This is a genomic window from Kitasatospora sp. NBC_00070 (genome assembly GCF_045041205.1).
Lineage (GTDB): Bacteria > Actinomycetota > Actinomycetes > Streptomycetales > Streptomycetaceae > Kitasatospora.
Genome location: NZ_CP108247.1, coordinates 2,963,026 through 2,979,535 on the forward strand (window position 1 = coordinate 2,963,026; position 16,510 = coordinate 2,979,535).

A 16,510-nucleotide genomic window follows, 5' to 3' on the forward strand; every position below is an offset into this window, starting at 1 on the left:
TGCCGACAGTGGCCGAGTACACAGTCCGCCAGGCCGGTGACGGCTGCCCGCCGACCGGGTGGATCCCAGGCCGCGAACGGGTGGCGCAGGGCCGTACCCGGGTACGCAAAAAGGCCGGGCCGACCACCCGCAAGGGTGATCGGCCCGGCCTCGCGCCCCCTCAGAGGGGGCACTGAGTCACTTGACGGTGACCTTGGCGCCGGCGCCCTCGAGCTGGGCCTTGGCCTTCTCGGCAGCGTCCTTGGCAACCTTCTCCAGGACGGTGGCGGGGGTGCCGTCAACGAGGTCCTTCGCCTCCTTCAGGCCGAGGGAGGTGAGGGCGCGCACCTCCTTGATGACCTGGATCTTCTTGTCGCCGGCCGAGTCGAGGATGACGTCGAACTCGTCCTGCTCCTCAACGGCCTCGGCCACGACACCGGCGCCACCGGCGGCGGCAACGGCGACCGGGGCGGCAGCGGTGACGTCGAACTTCTCCTCGAAGGCCTTCACGAAGGCAGCGAGCTCGATGAGGGTGAGCTCCTCGAACTGCGCGAGCAGCTCGTCCTGGGTCAGCTTCGCCATGATTGGCGTCCTTCCACTAAATCGGCAGGTAGGTGCCGGATGTACGGATTGGGCGGGCACTGGCCCGCAGCGAGGCGTGAGCCTGCCGAATTATTCGGCGGCCTCGTCCTCGGCGGCGGGAGCCGGCGCACCGGCACCGCCCTGCTCGACCTTGTCGCGAAGCGCGTCCACGGTGCGGACGAGCTTCGACGGGAGAGCCTGGAAGAGCGCGGCAGCCTGGGACTGCTTGGCCTTCATGGCACCCGCGAACTTGGCGAGCAGCACCTCGCGGGACTCGAGGTCCGCGAGCTTCTTGATGTCATCGGCGGACAGCGCCTTACCGTCAAGGACACCGCCCTTGATGATGAGTGCGGGGTTGTCCTTGGCGAAGTCACGCAGAGCCTTCGCCGACTCCACCGGGTCACCGGTGACGAAGGCAACAGCCGTCGGACCCGAGAACAGGTCGTCCAGCTCGGAGATCCCGGCCTCATTGGCCGCAATCTTGGTCAGCGTGTTCTTCACCACGGCGTACTGGGCGTTGTCCCCCAGCGAGCGACGCAGGGTCTTGACCTGCTTCACCGTGAGACCGCGGTACTCGGTGAGCAGCGTCGCGTTCGAGGCACGGAACTTGTCCGTGAGCTCGGCGACGGCAGCAGCCTTGTCGGGCCTTGCCATAGGCTTACGCCTCCTTCCGTGATGTCGAAGTCAGGCCGACCTTCGAACAGTCGACCATCCAACGCCTCAAACCACCGGCCAGGAAGCTCTGCAGAAACAGTGAGAGCCCCGGTGCGCAGGCGCACGGGGCTCTGAATGACCTCGACGATCCAGGCGGCAAGCCGCACGGACCGGAAGTCCAAGCTCCAAACACTCCTGCGCGGGCTGTCCGCGACGAGTCGCGGAACCTTCGGTCGTCAGCACCCTTGCGGGCGCGGCCGACAACCAGCGGTCTTTGGCAGCCCCTACCGTACTCGACCCGGTGCGAATCGGCCAAATCCGTCAGGAGGCGAGCGGCGGCAGGCTCCGGCCGGCGTCCACGGTGTCGCTCTCGGCCGGGGCCTGCACCGAGAGGGCGCCGCCGAGGCCCTTGTAGGTCACGGTGTCGTCAGGGCCGCCGTCGCCGCTGCGGCGGAGCTGCACCAGCTGGTCCTTGTCGTTCAGCCAGAGGTCCAGGGTGAGCTGCCGCACCCCGGCGGCCGCCAGCGCGCCCTGCAGGGCCTGCTGCCGGGTGGCGGTCAGCTGGGTCTGCGCGGCGACGTACCGGTCCGCTCCGAGCGTCACCCGGTAGTGCTGGACGGTCACCTCGCCCAGCTCCTCCTCGCCGACCAGCTGCGGGCCGTCGGCCGCGATCGCGGCGGTCAGCGCCACCATCGGGTTGAGCCGGTCGACCAGCCCGGCGTACGGGATCTCCCGCTGGCCGCCCGGGACGGTGTACTTCTCCCAGTGCCGCCCGCCGGTCCGCTCGGCGGTGGCCTGGTCGCCGCCGCGGTAGGCGGTGGTGTCCAGCACGATCAGCTGCTCGGCGGTGTCCGGGTACTTGACCTTGAGCACCGTCTTCGGCGCCCAGAACAGCATCCCGATGGCCTGCTCGCCGCCCAGCCGGTAGGCGAACTCGGCTCGGCGGGCGCTGCTCATCGCCAGCTGGGCGGAGAGCAGCACGCCGTGCGGCGAACGGTCGGTGGGGCTGGGCAGGCCGGTGGGCACCGGGCTGGCCGAGGGGGTGGCGCTGGGGCCCGGGGCGGGCCCGCCGCTGCCGCAGCCGGCCACTCCGGTGAGCAGCAGCACGGCCATCGCCGCGGCCGCCGACCGCTGACCTGCCGTCACCCTGTCCTCCAGCCGCCGCCGTTCCCTCCGCCACCCTGTCACGCGGACCTCAGCCGCTGAAGCCCTTGAGCAGATCTGCGACCTCGAACACATCCGCGGCCGGCGGGGCGGCCACCTCGGGGGCCTTGCCGAGCTCGGTGTAACGCACCGTCATCTCGCCCGTCCTGGTCGGGGTCAGGTCGGCGCTGCGGAGCTGGACCAGCTCGTTCCGGCCGTTGACCCAGAGGTCCAGCGCGCCGCCGCCCTTGCCGAGCTCGGCCAGCGCCTGGCCCTTCTGGTCCTCGGTCAGCCCGGTCATCGCGCCGACCAGTGCCTGGGCCACCCCGGTGACGTGGAAGTGCACCGCCTCGGCGCCGTTCACCTGCTCGACCCCGACCTTGGCCAGCCCGGGGCCGGCCGCACCGACCGCCAGCGGGACCGCCGGGTCGAGCACCTTCATCAGGACGGCCAGCGTCCGGGCGTCCTCACCGCCGGCCGACAGGCCCGCGCCGTTGGCGGGCGCCGCGGCGTCCACCTTCATCCAGTGCCGGCCGCCGGCCAGCGCGGAGGTCTCCGGGGAGGCCCCGACGTAGCTGACCCCGGCGGCCGAGCGCAGCTTGCCGTCCTGCCCGTCCACCTTGAAGGTCAGGTCGGCGGCGGCCGGCTGGCCCCAGCGCAGTGCGCCGCTGCCGGTGTCGGCTCCCCCGGTGCTGACCACCAGGGCAGCGCTGCCGGCCTTGGCCATCACCCCGGCAGCCGCCAGCAGCACGTCCTTGGGCGCCCCGGCGGGCGCCGGGGCCTGGCCGGCCCCGGGGGTGGCGGCGGCGGAGGCGGCGGCGGCGGAGGCGGCGGCGTCACCCGGCTGCGGGGCCGCCGTACCGGAGGCCGTCGGGCTGCCCGAGGCGGTGGCCGCCGTCGAGGGCTTGGCCGCCTCCTTCGAGTCCGATCCGCTCGCGCCGCAGGCGGTCAGGCCGCCCACCAGCAGTGCCGTGACGGCAATCGTCCGCAGGTCCCGCATGGAAGTCTCCCCCGTCGTTCGGATCTCGGCATGCGGACTCTAATTGATGTGCGTACGCCGACGGGCCCGCACCCCCCTCGAAGGGGAGTGCGGGCCCGTTGAACACGGTTACCGCTGGAGCACGAGGGCTCAGACGGAGGCCGGGTCCTCCTCGACGAGGAGGTTCCGGGTGCGGTTCGGGTCGACCTGGATGCCGGGGCCGATCGTGGTGGAGATCGCGGTCTTCTTGATGTAGCGACCCTTCGCGGCGGACGGCTTGGCCCGGAGGACCTCGTCCAGCGCGGCGCCGTAGTTCTCGACCAGCTGCTCGTCGGTGAAGGAGGCCTTACCGATGATGAAGTGCAGGTTCGAGTGCTTGTCGACGCGGAACTCGATCTTGCCGCCCTTGATGTCGTTGACAGCCTTCGCGACATCGGGGGTGACAGTGCCGGTCTTCGGGTTCGGCATCAGACCACGCGGGCCGAGCACGCGGCCGAGGCGGCCGACCTTGCCCATGAGGTCCGGGGTGGCGACGACGGCGTCGAAGTCCAGACGGCCCTTGGCGACCTCGTCGATGAGCTCGTCCGAGCCCACGATGTCGGCACCCGCAGCACGCGCGGCCTCGGCACGCTCGCCGGTCGCGAAGACCAGGACCCGAGCGGTCTTACCGGTGCCGTGCGGAAGGATCACGGTGCTGCGGACCATCTGGTCGGCCTTGCGCGGGTCGACACCCAGACGCATGGCAACCTCGACGGTCGCGTCGAACTTGGCGGTGGAGGTCTCCTTCGCGAGGCGGATGGCCTCGAGGGGAGCGTAGATCTTGGCGCGGTCGACCTTGGCGTCCGCGGCCTTGAGAGCCTTGCTGCGCTTCACTGCTTCTCCTGAAGGTGAATGGAGTTCGTGGGACGGGCCGCGCGGGCCCTACCACGGTGGACTAGGGGGCTTTTCAGCCCTCGACGGTGATGCCCATCGACCGGGCGGTGCCGGCGATGATCTTCGCCGCCGCGTCCAGGTCGTTGGCGTTCAGGTCGGGGAGCTTGGTGGTGGCGATGTCGCGGACCTGGGCGCTGGTGAGCTTCGCGACCTTGGTCTTGTGCGGCTCGGCCGAGCCCTTGTCCACGCCGGCGGCCTTCAGGATGAGGCGCGCGGCCGGCGGCGTCTTCGTGATGAAGGTGAAGGTGCGGTCCTCGTAGACCGTGATCTCCACCGGCACGATCATGCCGCGCTGCGACTCGGTCGCGGCGTTGTAGGCCTTGCAGAACTCCATGATGTTGACGCCGTGCTGACCCAGCGCGGGGCCGACCGGCGGAGCCGGGTTGGCCGCGCCGGCCTTGATCTGGAGCTTGATAAGCCCCGTGACCTTCTTCTTCTTGGGAGGCATGCTCTCCGGGTCCTTCCGAGAGTGGATTACTGGTGCGTCCGCGGCCGGAGCGACACCCGGCCGGGCAGAACACACATCGAACCAGGCTAACCGCTGATGCGGCCTGGACCAAAACGGGTTCGGGCTCTCCGGCCAGTGGTGGGCGGAGAGCCCGAAGGGCGGAGCCGAAGCTCCGCCCCCGAACCCGAAGGCTTGGACTAGTTCTTCTGGATCTGGTCGAACGACAGCTCGACCGGGGTCTCCCGGCCGAAGATCTCGACCAGGCCCTTGACCTTCTTCGAGTCCGGGTTGATCTCGTTGATGGTCGCCTGCAGGGTGGCGAACGGACCGTCGGTGACGGTGACCGAGTCGCCGACCTCGAAGTCGAGCACCTGGACCTCGACCGGACGGTGCGGGGACGCCTTGCCGGCGGCCTTGGCCGCGTCGCGCTCGACGTCGGGGGCGAGCATCTTGACGACCTCGTCCAGGGTCAGCGGGTACGGGTCGTAGGCGTTGCCGACGAAGCCGGTGACACCCGGGGTGTTGCGCACGACGCCCCAGGACTCGGGGGTGAGGTCCATCCGGACCAGCACGTAGCCGGGGAGCTTGTTCTGCCGGACGGTCTTGCGGTCGCCGTTCTTGATCTGGACGACCTCCTCCTGCGGAACGGCGGACTCGAAGATGTAGTCCTCGACGTTCAGCGAGACGGAGCGCTGCTCCAGGTTCTGCTTCACCCGGTTCTCGTACCCGGCGTAGGTGTGGATGACGTACCACTCGCCCGGCGCGGTGCGGAGCTGCTCACGGAAGGCGACGACCGGGTCGATCTCGACCTCGTCCTCGACCTCGGCGTCCTCAGCCTCAGCCTCGGCGTCCTCAGCCTCGACCTCGGTCTCGTCCTCGGCTTCGGTCTCGTCCTCGATCTCAGCGGCCTCGGCGTCGTCCTCCTCCTCGGGGGACTCGTCCTCGGTCACCTCGTGCACCGCGTCCTGCTCGGCCGGCACGCCCGCCTCGGCCTCGTCCGCAGCCTCGACCTCGTCCTGGTCGGCGTCGACCGCGTCCAGGATCTGCTCGGCGTCCTCGACGTCAGCAGCCTCGGCCGCGACATCCGCCTCGCGGACGGTCTCGTCGGCGTCGTACAGGGGGGACTCAGACACGGTGGCTGCTTCTTTCCTGGGATGTGAGTTGGAACGCTCCGGGCCGTCCGGCGCCCTCGCGGGCACGTTGCGGGGACAACTCGGATACCTCCACAGTACCGAGTCAACGGTAGCGGGATCGCCCTGAGTGCGCCGACAGCTCGACCCGGACCGTTTGCACGGCCCGGGTCGGGATGGAGCTGGGAGGTGACGGCCGATCAGCCGAACACCCACAGGCTGAGCTTGGAGAAGCCGTAGTCCATGCTGGCCACCAGGCCCATGACCACGACCACGAAGACCACCACGACGGTGGTGTACTGGGTCAGCTCGTTGCGGGTCGGCCAGACGACCTTGCGCAGCTCGGCAATGATCTGGCGGTAGAACAGCGCCGTCCGAGCGAAGATGCTCTTCTTCGCCCGCTTGCCGGACTTCTTCTCGCCGTCACCGCCCTCGGCCTTCTGGGCACGCTTACGGTCGCGACGCGAGGGCACCTTGTCGTTGACGTCGGCGGAAGTAGCCTCCGCGCCGTCGGCACCCTCGGGGTTGCCGCTCTCAGGCGTTGCGGTGGAGCCCGTGGTCTCCGTCACTCGTCCTCACCTGAATCCGGGTCCTGCCGAGCGTCGCTCCGCGTGGGTGCGGGCGATCCGGCGAATGCAGTGCGATGGAGCCATCTCCGCATCAAGCCCGCTCACTCCTGTGGAGCGAACGGGCTGGATACGGTTCAAGCAGCAGGGCAAGAGGGACTTGAACCCCCAACCGCCGGTTTTGGAGACCGGTGCTCTACCAATTGAGCTATTGCCCTACGGAGCTTTGCGGCTCCGGAGATGACCACCAACCTACCGCATCCGAGTCGCTGCGTGAGTTACGCACCGGCGGAGCCGCACTTCGGGAGCCATCGAGCAGTGAGTGTACGTGCTCCGGAGCGTTTGGTCGAACCCCCTTCACCGACCGCCCACCGGTGGGTACGGATGGTGGACGGATCCGTACACATGCTGAAACCGCTGTGCCCCCGCGCGGCGGACTCTGCCACGATTGCGGCATGAGCGCTCCCACCCCCCGCCCCGCAGACCGCCGCGTCTCCGCCCGTGTCGGTGCCATCGCCGAGTCCGCCACCCTCGCGGTGGACGCCAAGGCGAAGGCCCTCAAGGCGGCCGGCCGCCCCGTGATCGGCTTCGGCGCCGGAGAGCCGGACTTCCCGACCCCCGGCTACATCGTCGACGCCGCCGTCGCCGCCTGCCAGGACCCGAAGAACCACCGCTACACCCCGGCCGGCGGTCTGCCGGAGCTGAAGGCCGCGATCGCCGCGAAGACCCTGCGCGACTCCGGCTACCAGGTGGACGCCTCCCAGGTGCTGGTCACCAACGGTGGCAAGCAGGCCATCTACGAGGCCTTCGCCGCGATCCTGGACCCGGCCGACGAGGTCATCATCCCGGCGCCGTACTGGACCACCTACCCGGAGGCCGTGAAGCTGGCCGGCGGCGTGCCGGTCGAGGTCGTCGCGGACGAGACCACCGGGTACAAGGTCTCGGTCGAGCAGCTGGAGGCCGCCCGCACCGAGAACACCAAGGTGGTGCTCTTCGTCTCGCCGTCCAACCCGACCGGCTCGGTCTACACCGAGGCCGAGGCCGAGGCGATCGGCCGCTGGGCCCTGGAGCACGGCCTCTGGGTGCTCACCGACGAGATCTACGAGCACCTGGTCTACGGCGACGCCACCTTCACCTCGCTGCCGGCCCTGCTGCCCGAGCTGGCCGACAAGTGCATCGTGGTCAACGGCGTGGCGAAGACCTACGCGATGACCGGCTGGCGGGTGGGCTGGCTGATCGGCCCGAAGGACGTGGTGAACGCCGCCGCCAACCTCCAGTCGCACGCCACCTCCAACGTCTCCAACGTGGCGCAGCGCGCCGCGCTGGCCGCCGTCTCCGGCGACCTGGCCGCGGTGGACGAGATGAAGGCCGCGTTCGACCGCCGCCGGAAGACCATCGTGCGGATGCTGAACGAGATCGACGGCGTGTTCTGCCCCGAGCCCGAGGGCGCGTTCTACGTCTACCCGGCGGTCAAGGACCTGCTCGGCAAGGAGATCCGCGGCAAGCGCCCGGCCACCTCGGCCGAGCTGGCCACCCTGATCCTGGACGAGGCCGAGGTCGCGGTCGTGCCCGGCGAGGCCTTCGGCACCCCCGGCTACCTGCGGCTGTCGTACGCGCTCGGCGACGCCGACCTGGCCGAGGGCATCGGCCGGATGCAGAAGCTGCTCGGCGAGGCCCGCGCCTGACGGTTTCTCAGGCAGCCGCCCCTTTCACCCCTTCGAGGGATGTGAAAGGGGCGGTTCCCGTTCGGGGCCCTGATACGGCAGGATCGGTGAATGGAACGCCAGCGTGATGTCCGGAGCCTGCCGAAGGCCCATCTGCACCTGCACTTCACCGGTTCGATGCGGCCCGCCACCCTGCTGGAGCTGGCCGACAAGCACCGGGTCCGGCTGCCCGAGGCGCTCAGCTCCGGCGAGCCGCCCCGGCTGCGGGCCACCGACGAGCGGGGCTGGTTCCGGTTCCAGCGGCTGTACGACACCGCGCGGTCGGTGCTGCGGGACGAGTCCGACATCCGGCGACTGGTGCTGGAGACCGCCCAGGACGAGGCCGCCGACGGCTCCCGCTGGCTGGAGATCCAGGTCGACCCCACCTCGTACGCACCCCGGCTCGGCGGGCTGATCCCGGCCCTCGAACTGATCCTGGACGCCGTCCGGGACGCCTCCGCCACGACCGGCGTCGGCATCCGGGTGCTGGTCGCGGCCAACCGGATGAAGTCCCCGATGGACGCCCGCACGCTGGCCCGCCTCGCGGTCCGGTACGCCGACCAGGGCGTGGTCGGCTTCGGCCTCTCCAACGACGAACGGCGGGGCCTGGCCCGGGACTTCGACCGGGCCTTCGCGATCGCCCGGCGGGGCGGACTGCTGGCCGCCCCGCACGGCGGCGAGCTCTCAGGACCCGAGTCGGTCCGGGACTGCCTGGACGACCTCGGCGCGGGCCGGATCGGCCACGGGGTCCGGGCCGCCGAGGACCCGCGCCTGATGCAGCGGCTGGCGGACCGTCAGATCACCTGCGAGGTCTGCCCGTCCTCGAACGTCTCGCTCGGGGTCTACGAGCGGGCCGAGGAGGTGCCGTTGCGGAAGCTGTTCGAGGCGGGCGTCCCGATGGCGCTCGGCGCCGACGACCCGCTGCTGTTCGGCTCCCGGCTGGCCGACCAGTACGACCTGGTCCGCGACGTGCACGGCTTCAGCGACGCCGAACTCGCGGAGCTGGCCCGCCAGTCCGTCCGCGCCACCCGAGCCCCGGACGACGTCCGGAAGCAGCTCCTGGCGGACATCGACGCCTGGCTGAACAGCTGACGCTCGGTTGCACCGCCCAGGGGCTCGGGGAACTGCGAGGAGATCTGGCGCCGGGGTCACTGCGAAAGTGCCTGACCAGCTACGCAGGTGCGACGCTCCAGAGGTCGGCGTCGCAGTTCCCCGAGCCCCTGATGGTTGCTCTCAGAGGTTGACGCCGATCATGACCGGTTCGTTGACCAGGTCGACGCCGAACGCGGTGCGGACGCCGTCGCGGATCTCCCGGGCCAGCCCGAGCAGGTCGGCGGTGGAGGCGGTGCCCCGGTTGGTGAGGGCGAGGGTGTGCTTGGTGGAGAGGGTGGCGGCGCCCGCTCCGTAGCCCTTGCCAAAGCCGGCCTGGTCGATCAGCCAGGCGGCGGAGGTCTTGGTGCAGCCACCCGGCGCGGGGTAGGCGGGTGCCGTGCGCTCCCCCAGCCGGGTCAGGAAGTCGGCGTACTGGTCGGCCGTCAGCACCGGGTTGGTGAAGAACGAGCCCGCCGACCAGGTGTCGTGGTCGGCCGGGTCGAGCACCATGCCCTTGCCCGCCCGGAGGCCGAGCACCGTCTTGTAGGCGGTCCGCAGCGCGACCCGTTCACCGGCCTCGACGCCCAGGGCGCGGGCCACCTCGGCGTAGCGGACCGGGGTGGACTGCCCGTCGGCGTCCGCCAGCCGGAACCGGACCCGGAGCACCACGTACCGCTCGGGGTCGGCCTTGAAGCGGCTGTGCCGGTAGGAGAACTCGCACTCGGCGTTGGTCAGGGTGACCACCTCGTCGGCCCGGCGGTCGTAGGCGACCACCTCGGTGATGCTGCCGGCCACCTCCTGGCCGTAGGCACCGACGTTCTGCACCGGGGTGGCACCGGCCGAGCCGGGGATGCCGGCCAGGAATTCGATGCCGGCCAGCCCGGCGTCCACCGACCGGGTCACCGCGTCGGCCCAGACCTCGCCGGCGGCCAGTTCCAGCTCGGTGCCGTCCAGGGTGAAGCCGGTGGTGGCGATCCGCAGCACCGTCCCGTCGAAGCCCCGGTCGCCGATCACCAGGTTGGAGCCGCCGCCGATCACCAGCAGCGGTTCGCCCGCCAGGTCGGCCGCCCGGACGGTCTCGACGACCTCGTCGTCCGTACCGGCGGTCACCAGGCGACGGGCCGGCCCACCGAGCCGGAGGGTGGTCAGCGGGGCGAGGGGGGCGTCCAGTTCAACAAGCACGCCCCCAGCGTACGGGGGCAGCGGTGAGGGCCGCCCCGCCCGGTGGGCAGGACGGCCCTCGTGTCCGGGTTCAGCCGAGCTGGACCACCGCGCGGGACATGTTGAGCACCTTGTTCTCGCCGTTCTTCACCAGCAGGTCGACCCGGACCCGGCGGTCGTCCAGCAGGGCCCCGACCTTGCCGGTGACCTCGATCACGGTGCCGACGCCGTCGTTGGGGACGGGCACGGGCTTGGTGAAGCGGACGCCGTAGTCGAGCACCGCGCCCGGGTCGCCGACCCAGTCGGTGACCACCCGGATCGCCTCGGCCATGGTGAACATGCCGTGCGCGATTACGTCGGGCAGGCCGACCTCGACCGCGAACTTCTCGTTCCAGTGGATCGGGTTGAAGTCACCCGAGGCGCCCGCGTACCGGACCAGCGTGGCGCGGGTCACCGGGAAGGACTGGGCGGGCAGCTCGGTGCCGACCTCGACCTGGTCGAAGTTGATGGTCATCCTGGTCACTCCCCCGCCTGGTCGGCGGCCCGGGCCACCAGCGTCATGATCGCGGTCACCACGTGCTCGCCGCTCTCGTCGTGCACCCGGCCGCTGACGGTCAGCACGTCGTTGCCGGCCAGCGACTTGATCGCGTCGATGGCGACGCTGACGGTCAGCCGGTCCCCGGCGTGCACCGGGCGGCTGTAGGTGAACTTCTGGTCCCCGTGCACCACGCGGGTGTAGTCCAGACCCAGCTCGGGGTCGTTCACCACCTGGGCCGCGGCCTCGTAGGTGATCACGAACGGGAAGGTCGGCGGCGCGATCACCTCCGGATACCCGAGCGCCTTCGCGGTCTCCGGATCGGTGTACGCCGGGTTGGCGTCACCGATCGCCACCGCGAACTCGCGGATCTTCTCCCGGCCTACCTCGTACGGCTCGGTGGGCGGGTACGTCCGCCCGATGAACGAGGGGTCCAGGGCCATGGGCTACTCCTCTGACGGTGGGTCACACAGCTGGTGCGGTGGGACGGCAGGTACGGAAAAAGCTCCAGGCCGTGCCCCTTGCGGGACACGGCCTGGAGCCTAGAGCCTGATCACACCAGGCCCGGCGACGCCTTGCGGGGTCAGCGGGTCTCGCGGTGCGCGGTGTGCGAGTTGCAACGGGGGCAGTGCTTCTTCATCTCAAGACGGTCCGGGTCGTTGCGCCGGTTCTTCTTGGTGATGTAGTTCCGCTCCTTGCACTCCACGCAGGCCAGCGTGATCTTCGGGCGGACGTCGGTGGCAGCCACGGGAGTGCCTTCCTAAAAAATGAGTGATGACACAACAAGAGTAGCCGATCGGGAGTTCGATCTCCCGACCGACTACGCGGGGTAGCGGTGACCGGACTTGAACCGGTGACACAGCGATTATGAGCCGCTTGCTCTACCAACTGAGCTACACCGCTTTGATGATCCGTCACCAGACCGAGGTCTGACTCCATCTCACCAGAGCCCCCATGCGGAATCGAACCGCAGACCTTCTCCTTACCATGGAGACGCTCTACCGACTGAGCTATAGGGGCGAACGAGGAAGAGATTACACGTTTCCCGGCCAGAGGTGAAATCCGTATCCGGCCCGGAAGATCGCAGGTGGGCGGCCCGTACGGGCGCTCCTGTGCAGCACCTCCGTTCGACCGCGCCTGGGAACCGACGGCTCCGGCCGTCCCGACCCGGTACGACTGCTGCGAGCCTCCGCGCCGCCCGCCCCTCCTCCCCATAGGCTCGACCCCCAGTGATCTTGCGGCTCCCGGGGCGCCCCGAGGCCGCCGGGCAGCGAGGAGCCGGCCGATGACCGCGGACAGCGCACCCGCCGAGGGGCCGCACCCGGGCGAGGGATCGTCGAAGAACCCCAACCCACTGGGCCACGGCCCGGTGCTGCTGCTCGTCAACGCACGGCTCACCGACGGGCGGGTGGTGGACGTCCGGATCAGCGGTGACCGGATCCAGGCGGTCGGCACCACCGGCAGCCTCGGCCCGCTCCCGGCCGCGCCCGGCGGCGGCACCAGCACCACCGGCGCCCGGATCGACCTCGGCGGCTACCTGCTGCTGCCCGCCCCCGCCGAGCCGCACGCCCACTACGACGTGGCCTTCTCAGCCGCCCTGCCCACGCCACCGCCGGAGACCCCCGCCGACCTGATCCGCCGGGTCACCGAGGGCGCGCTCACCGCGCTCGGGTACGGGGCCACCGCCCAGCGCACCCATGTCCGGATCGGCGACGTGCACGGGCTGCGCCGACTGGAGGCCGTCCTGACGGCCCGCCAGGCGCTGCGCGGCCTGGCCGAGCTCCAGGCGGTGGCGATGCCCCGGCTGCTCACCGGCCGGGCCGGCGCGGACGGCCGGGCCCAGCTCAGGGACGCGCTCAAGCTCGGCGCGGCGGCGGCCGGCGGCTGCCCGGACCTCGACCCGGACCCGCTGGGCTACGTCCAGGTCCTGCTGGAGGCGGCCCGCGAGGCGGACTGTCCGGTGGACCTGCACACCCGGGGCGGCGATCCGGCCCAACTCGCCCGCCTGGCCTCCGTGTTGGCACCGCTCCGGCCCCGGGTCACGGTCGGCCCGGTGAGTGCGCTGACGGACGGCGGCGCAACGGTGCTGGCGGGCGCCGGACTGCGGGTGGTCTGCCTGCCGCAGAACGGCGGATGCGTCGGCCTCGAAGGCCAGCCCGGCCCCCTGCGCCCTTTCCTGGTGCGGGAGTTGACCGAGGCCGGGGTCCAGCTGGCGGCGGGTGCGGGCGGCCTGCGGGACCTCGCCAACCCGGTCGGCCGGGCCGACCCGCTGGAGGCCGCGTACCTGCTCGCGGCGGGCGGCGGGCTCAGCCCGGAGGCGGCGTACGAGGCGGTCGCCAACCGGGCCAGGGCCGTCCTCGGGCTGCCGCCCGTCCGGGTCGACGCCGGCTTCCCGGCCGAGCTGCTCGCGGTCCGGGGCGACTCGCTGGCCGGGGCACTGGCCGGCGGGCACAGTCGGCTGGTGATCCACAGCGGCCGGGTGGTCAGCCGGACCAGCGCCGTCCGGGAGTTCGCCGACACGGTGGCGCTGGCGCTTCCCCGGCAGAACACGCCGGGCTGAGGCGCCTGGTCCGAGCTGCCCGCCTGGCCTTCGCCGCCCGGCCTACTTCGCGCCCGGGTTGGCGGGTTCGCCTCGGCGGACCGCCCCCGGCGCCCGACGGGTCGGGTGGTTGGCCGCCGCCGAGGAGTTGAGCTGCCAGGGGACGCTGATCACCATCACGCCGGGAGTGAAGAGCAGTCTGCTCTTCAGCCACAGGGCGGACTGGTTGTGCAGCAGGTTCTCCCACCAGTGGCCCACCACGTACTCGGGGATGAACACCGCGACCACGTCGCGCGGACTCCCCCGGCGGACGCTCCGGACGTACCCGACCACCGGTCGGGTGATCTCCCGGAACGGCGAGTCGAGCACCTTCAGCGGCACCTGGACGTCGAACTCGTCCCACTGCGCCCGCAGTTCGTCGGTGCTGTCGCGCTCGACCGCGACCGTGAGCGCCTCCAGGGTGTCCGGCTTGAACGCCTGGGCGTAGCCGAGCGCGCGCAGGGTCGGTTTGTGCAGCTTGGAGACCAGTACGATCCCGTGCACCTTGGCCGGGCGGACCGACTCCTCGTGCGGGTCGGCCACCGTCAGCTCCTCGGCCACCCGGTCGTAGTGGCGCCGGATGCCGCGCATCATCAGCCAGAGCACGGTGGCGGCCAGCACCGCCAGCCAGGCGCCCTGGGTGAACTTGGTGGCCAGCACGATCACCAGCACCAGCCCGGTGACGACGGCGCCCAGCGCGTTGATGATCCGGGCCCGGTGCGCGTCCCGCCGGACCTGCGGGGTCGGCTGCTCGCCCAGGGTGCGGTTCCAGTGCCGGACCATGCCGATCTGGGACAGCGTGAAGGAGGTGAAGACGCCGAGGATGTAGAGGTGGATCAGGCTGGTGACGTCTGCGTCGTACAGCCAGAGCAGCCCGCCGGCCACCAGGGCGAGCGCGATGATGCCGTTGGAGAACGCGAGGCGGTCGCCCCGGGTGTGCAACTGGCGGGGCAGGTAGCGGTGTTCGGCCAGGATCGAGGCGAGCAGCGGGAAGCCGTTGAAGGCGGTGTTCGCCGCCAGGACCAGCACCAACGCGGTGGCCGCCTGGATCAGGTAGAACGGGATGCTGTGGTCACCGCCGAAGATCGCCGCCGCGAGCTGGGCGATCACGGTCTGCTGCGGCGTGCCGCAGTCCCCGGTGAATCCGGCCAGCTGGCAGCTGTCGTCGGTGATGTGCACCTTGGCGACCACCGCCAGTGTGGTGATGCCGGAGAACATCACGATCGCGGTGATGCCCATCACGGCCATCGTGGTGGCGGCGTTCTTCGACTTCGGCTTCTGGAAGGCCGGCACCCCGTTGGAGATCGCCTCGACGCCGGTCAGCGCCGTACAGCCGGAGGCGAACGCCCGCAGCGCCAGCATCAGCAGCGCGAACCCGGCGAAGGTCTCGTCCCCCGGCTCCGGCGTGATCCCGTACTTGGCGCTCTCGGCCACCGGCGCGTCCCCGAGCAGGTACCGGACCAGACCGGTGCCCACCATGATCAGGATGCCGCCGATGAACAGGTAGGTCGGCGCGGCGAAGGCGTTGCCGGACTCCCGGACGCCGCGCAGGTTCATGGCCGTCAGCACCGCCACGAAGCCGACCGCCAGCACCACCCGGTAGTCCACCAGGCTCGGCAGCGCGGAGATGATGTTCGCCACCCCGGAGGCGACCGACACCGCCACCGTCATCACGTAGTCGACCAGCAGCGAGGCCGCCACCACCAGCCCCGAGTTGGGCCCGAGGTTCCTGGACACCACCTCGTAGGACCCGCCGCCGCTGGGGTAGGCGTGCACCACCTGACGGTACGACAGCACCACGACCACCATCAGCGCGACGACGCCCGCCGCGACCCAGGGGGTGAGGTAGAGGAAGGCGGTGCCGCCGACGGTGAGCACCAACAGGATCTCCTGGGTCGCGTACGCGACGGAGGAGAGCGGGTCGGAAGCGAAGATCGGCAGCGCCAGCCGCTTGGGCAGCAGGGTCTCGCCCAGCTCCTCGCTGCGCATGGCCCGGCCGATCACGAGACGCTTCAGCGCCTGGGGCAGGTTGAACACACTCGCGAGCGTAAGTGCCGGAGCGTCAGGTTCCGGGGGCCGTCGAATGTCCGGCGTGTCCTGATTCGTCCTGATGGACGCTCACCTGCGGTCGGCGGTGGCGGGGGTGGCGGACCGGACGTCCCGGCGGGCGCCGGTTGGGAAGACGATCAGCACGGGCGGAGGGACTCCCGACGCGACGGCCGGGGCGTACATCAGCAGGTGGCTGGACACGGGCCGACCACCCCCGCCGAACACTCTGCTGCCATCTGAATGTAATTGCAAGCCATACGCAATAGTGTGGGGACCGGCACGCCAAGACCCCTATGCACAACGACTAGGAGCCCTCTACTCATGGGTCAGTACACGCTCCCCGATCTGCCGTACGACTACTCCGCCCTGGAGAAGGCGATGTCCGCCGAGATCCTGGAGCTGCACCACTCCAAGCACCACGCCGCCTACGTGGCCGGCGCCAACACCACCCTCGAGCAGCTCGCCGAGGCCCGCGAGAAGGAGAACTTCGGCGGCCTGGTCGGCCTGCAGAAGACCCTCGGCTTCCACCTCTCCGGCCACGTCCTGCACTCCCTCTTCTGGGAGAACCTCTCCCCGGACGGCGGCGACCGCCCCGACGGCGCCCTGGGCGACGCCATCACCGAGCACTTCGGCACCTTCGAGGCCTTCAAGAAGCAGCTCACCGCCGCCACCGTCGGCGTCCAGGGCTCCGGCTGGGGCATCCTCTCCTGGGAGCCCCTTGGCAAGCGCCTGATCGTCGAGCAGGTCTACGACCACCACGGCAACGTCGGCCAGGGCACCACCCCGCTCCTCGCCTTCGACGCCTGGGAGCACGCCTACTACCTCCAGTACAAGAACGTCCGCCCCGACTACGTCACCCGCCTCTGGGACGTCGTCAACTGGACCGACGTCACCAACCGCTTCACCGCCGCCACGGGCGCCTGACCCCTCGGCCCCTCACGCACCGGAGCCCCGCCTCCCCCACCGGGGAGCGCGGGG

General features: G+C 70.8%; 18 protein-coding genes and 3 tRNA genes. 4 read left to right on the forward strand and 17 right to left on the reverse strand.

From position 1 onward, the window contains the following. Positions 1 to 177: 177 nt before the first annotated feature. From rplL to OHV05_RS13590, 9 genes are all read right to left on the reverse strand, one after another. The gene (gene rplL / locus OHV05_RS13550) at positions 178 to 561 is read right to left on the reverse strand and encodes a 50S ribosomal protein L7/L12 (RefSeq protein ID WP_405017874.1); all 384 of its coding nucleotides are present in this window, start codon (positions 559 to 561) and stop codon (positions 178 to 180) included. Positions 562 to 651: 90 nt separating this feature from the next. Then, positions 652 to 1,215, reverse strand: a complete 564-nt coding sequence (gene rplJ, locus OHV05_RS13555) for a 50S ribosomal protein L10 (protein ID WP_403036545.1) — start codon at positions 1,213 to 1,215, stop codon at positions 652 to 654. A gap of 321 nt (positions 1,216 to 1,536) precedes the next feature. Beyond that, positions 1,537 to 2,361: a hypothetical protein gene (locus OHV05_RS13560; protein WP_405017875.1), complete on the reverse strand. Its 825-nt coding sequence runs from the start codon at positions 2,359 to 2,361 to the stop codon at positions 1,537 to 1,539. A 49-nt stretch (positions 2,362 to 2,410) separates the two neighbouring features. Continuing rightward, positions 2,411 to 3,358: a hypothetical protein gene (locus tag OHV05_RS13565; protein WP_405017876.1), complete on the reverse strand. Its 948-nt coding sequence runs from the start codon at positions 3,356 to 3,358 to the stop codon at positions 2,411 to 2,413. 129 nt (positions 3,359 to 3,487) lie between these two features. Beyond that, positions 3,488 to 4,210, reverse strand: a complete 723-nt coding sequence (gene rplA, locus OHV05_RS13570; RefSeq protein WP_403036536.1) for a 50S ribosomal protein L1 — start codon at positions 4,208 to 4,210, stop codon at positions 3,488 to 3,490. A 73-nt stretch (positions 4,211 to 4,283) separates the two neighbouring features. After that, on the reverse strand, positions 4,284 to 4,718 hold the full coding sequence (gene rplK / locus OHV05_RS13575) for a 50S ribosomal protein L11 (RefSeq protein ID WP_057231426.1): 435 nt from the start codon (positions 4,716 to 4,718) through the stop codon (positions 4,284 to 4,286). A gap of 197 nt (positions 4,719 to 4,915) precedes the next feature. Then, positions 4,916 to 5,836, reverse strand: a complete 921-nt coding sequence (nusG, locus tag OHV05_RS13580; protein ID WP_405021457.1) for a transcription termination/antitermination protein NusG — start codon at positions 5,834 to 5,836, stop codon at positions 4,916 to 4,918. 212 nt (positions 5,837 to 6,048) lie between these two features. Further along, positions 6,049 to 6,417 carry a preprotein translocase subunit SecE gene (gene secE / locus OHV05_RS13585; RefSeq protein WP_403036527.1) on the reverse strand — a complete coding sequence of 123 codons (369 nt, stop codon included), beginning with the start codon at positions 6,415 to 6,417 and terminating at the stop codon, positions 6,049 to 6,051. A gap of 142 nt (positions 6,418 to 6,559) precedes the next feature. Further along, positions 6,560 to 6,632, reverse strand: a tRNA-Trp gene (locus tag OHV05_RS13590). Positions 6,633 to 6,869: 237 nt separating this feature from the next. Here OHV05_RS13590 and OHV05_RS13595 point away from each other — a divergent pair. Continuing rightward, positions 6,870 to 8,099, forward strand: a complete 1,230-nt coding sequence (locus OHV05_RS13595) for a pyridoxal phosphate-dependent aminotransferase (protein WP_403036525.1) — start codon at positions 6,870 to 6,872, stop codon at positions 8,097 to 8,099. A 90-nt stretch (positions 8,100 to 8,189) separates the two neighbouring features. Further along, complete coding sequence (locus tag OHV05_RS13600) at positions 8,190 to 9,209, forward strand: adenosine deaminase (protein WP_405017877.1); 1,020 nt, start codon at positions 8,190 to 8,192, stop codon at positions 9,207 to 9,209. 141 nt (positions 9,210 to 9,350) lie between these two features. Here the strand turns inward: OHV05_RS13600 and OHV05_RS13605 are convergent, their stop codons facing one another. From OHV05_RS13605 to OHV05_RS13630, 6 genes are all read right to left on the reverse strand, one after another. Next, positions 9,351 to 10,391: a UDP-N-acetylmuramate dehydrogenase gene (locus tag OHV05_RS13605; protein ID WP_405017878.1), complete on the reverse strand. Its 1,041-nt coding sequence runs from the start codon at positions 10,389 to 10,391 to the stop codon at positions 9,351 to 9,353. A 70-nt stretch (positions 10,392 to 10,461) separates the two neighbouring features. Further along, positions 10,462 to 10,884 carry a MaoC family dehydratase gene (locus OHV05_RS13610; protein WP_405017879.1) on the reverse strand — a complete coding sequence of 141 codons (423 nt, stop codon included), beginning with the start codon at positions 10,882 to 10,884 and terminating at the stop codon, positions 10,462 to 10,464. Positions 10,885 to 10,889: 5 nt separating this feature from the next. Next, positions 10,890 to 11,348, reverse strand: a complete 459-nt coding sequence (locus OHV05_RS13615; protein WP_405017880.1) for a MaoC family dehydratase N-terminal domain-containing protein — start codon at positions 11,346 to 11,348, stop codon at positions 10,890 to 10,892. 140 nt (positions 11,349 to 11,488) lie between these two features. Beyond that, a complete protein-coding gene (gene rpmG, locus OHV05_RS13620) occupies positions 11,489 to 11,653 on the reverse strand; it encodes a 50S ribosomal protein L33 (protein WP_006604855.1) in 165 nt (54 codons plus the stop codon). A gap of 82 nt (positions 11,654 to 11,735) precedes the next feature. Beyond that, positions 11,736 to 11,808 (reverse strand) — tRNA-Met (locus tag OHV05_RS13625). A 44-nt stretch (positions 11,809 to 11,852) separates the two neighbouring features. Further along, positions 11,853 to 11,925: transfer RNA gene (locus OHV05_RS13630), tRNA-Thr, on the reverse strand. 265 nt (positions 11,926 to 12,190) lie between these two features. On the opposite strand from OHV05_RS13630, the gene OHV05_RS13635 reads away from it, so the two are divergent. Further along, complete coding sequence (locus OHV05_RS13635; RefSeq protein WP_405017881.1) at positions 12,191 to 13,465, forward strand: hydrolase; 1,275 nt, start codon at positions 12,191 to 12,193, stop codon at positions 13,463 to 13,465. Positions 13,466 to 13,507: 42 nt separating this feature from the next. Here OHV05_RS13635 and OHV05_RS13640 read toward each other — a convergent pair whose 3' ends face one another. After that, the gene (locus OHV05_RS13640; RefSeq protein ID WP_405021458.1) at positions 13,508 to 15,472 is read right to left on the reverse strand and encodes an APC family permease; all 1,965 of its coding nucleotides are present in this window, start codon (positions 15,470 to 15,472) and stop codon (positions 13,508 to 13,510) included. Positions 15,473 to 15,601: 129 nt separating this feature from the next. After that, positions 15,602 to 15,733 (reverse strand): hypothetical protein, encoded by a 132-nt coding sequence (locus tag OHV05_RS13645; protein WP_403036512.1) that lies wholly within the window; start codon positions 15,731 to 15,733, stop codon positions 15,602 to 15,604. 120 nt (positions 15,734 to 15,853) lie between these two features. Here OHV05_RS13645 and OHV05_RS13650 point away from each other — a divergent pair, with 120 nt between their 5' ends. Further along, entirely contained in the window at positions 15,854 to 16,456 is a 603-nt protein-coding gene (locus OHV05_RS13650) for a superoxide dismutase (protein WP_403036509.1), read from the forward strand. The last annotated feature ends 54 nt before the right edge of the window (positions 16,457 to 16,510 follow it).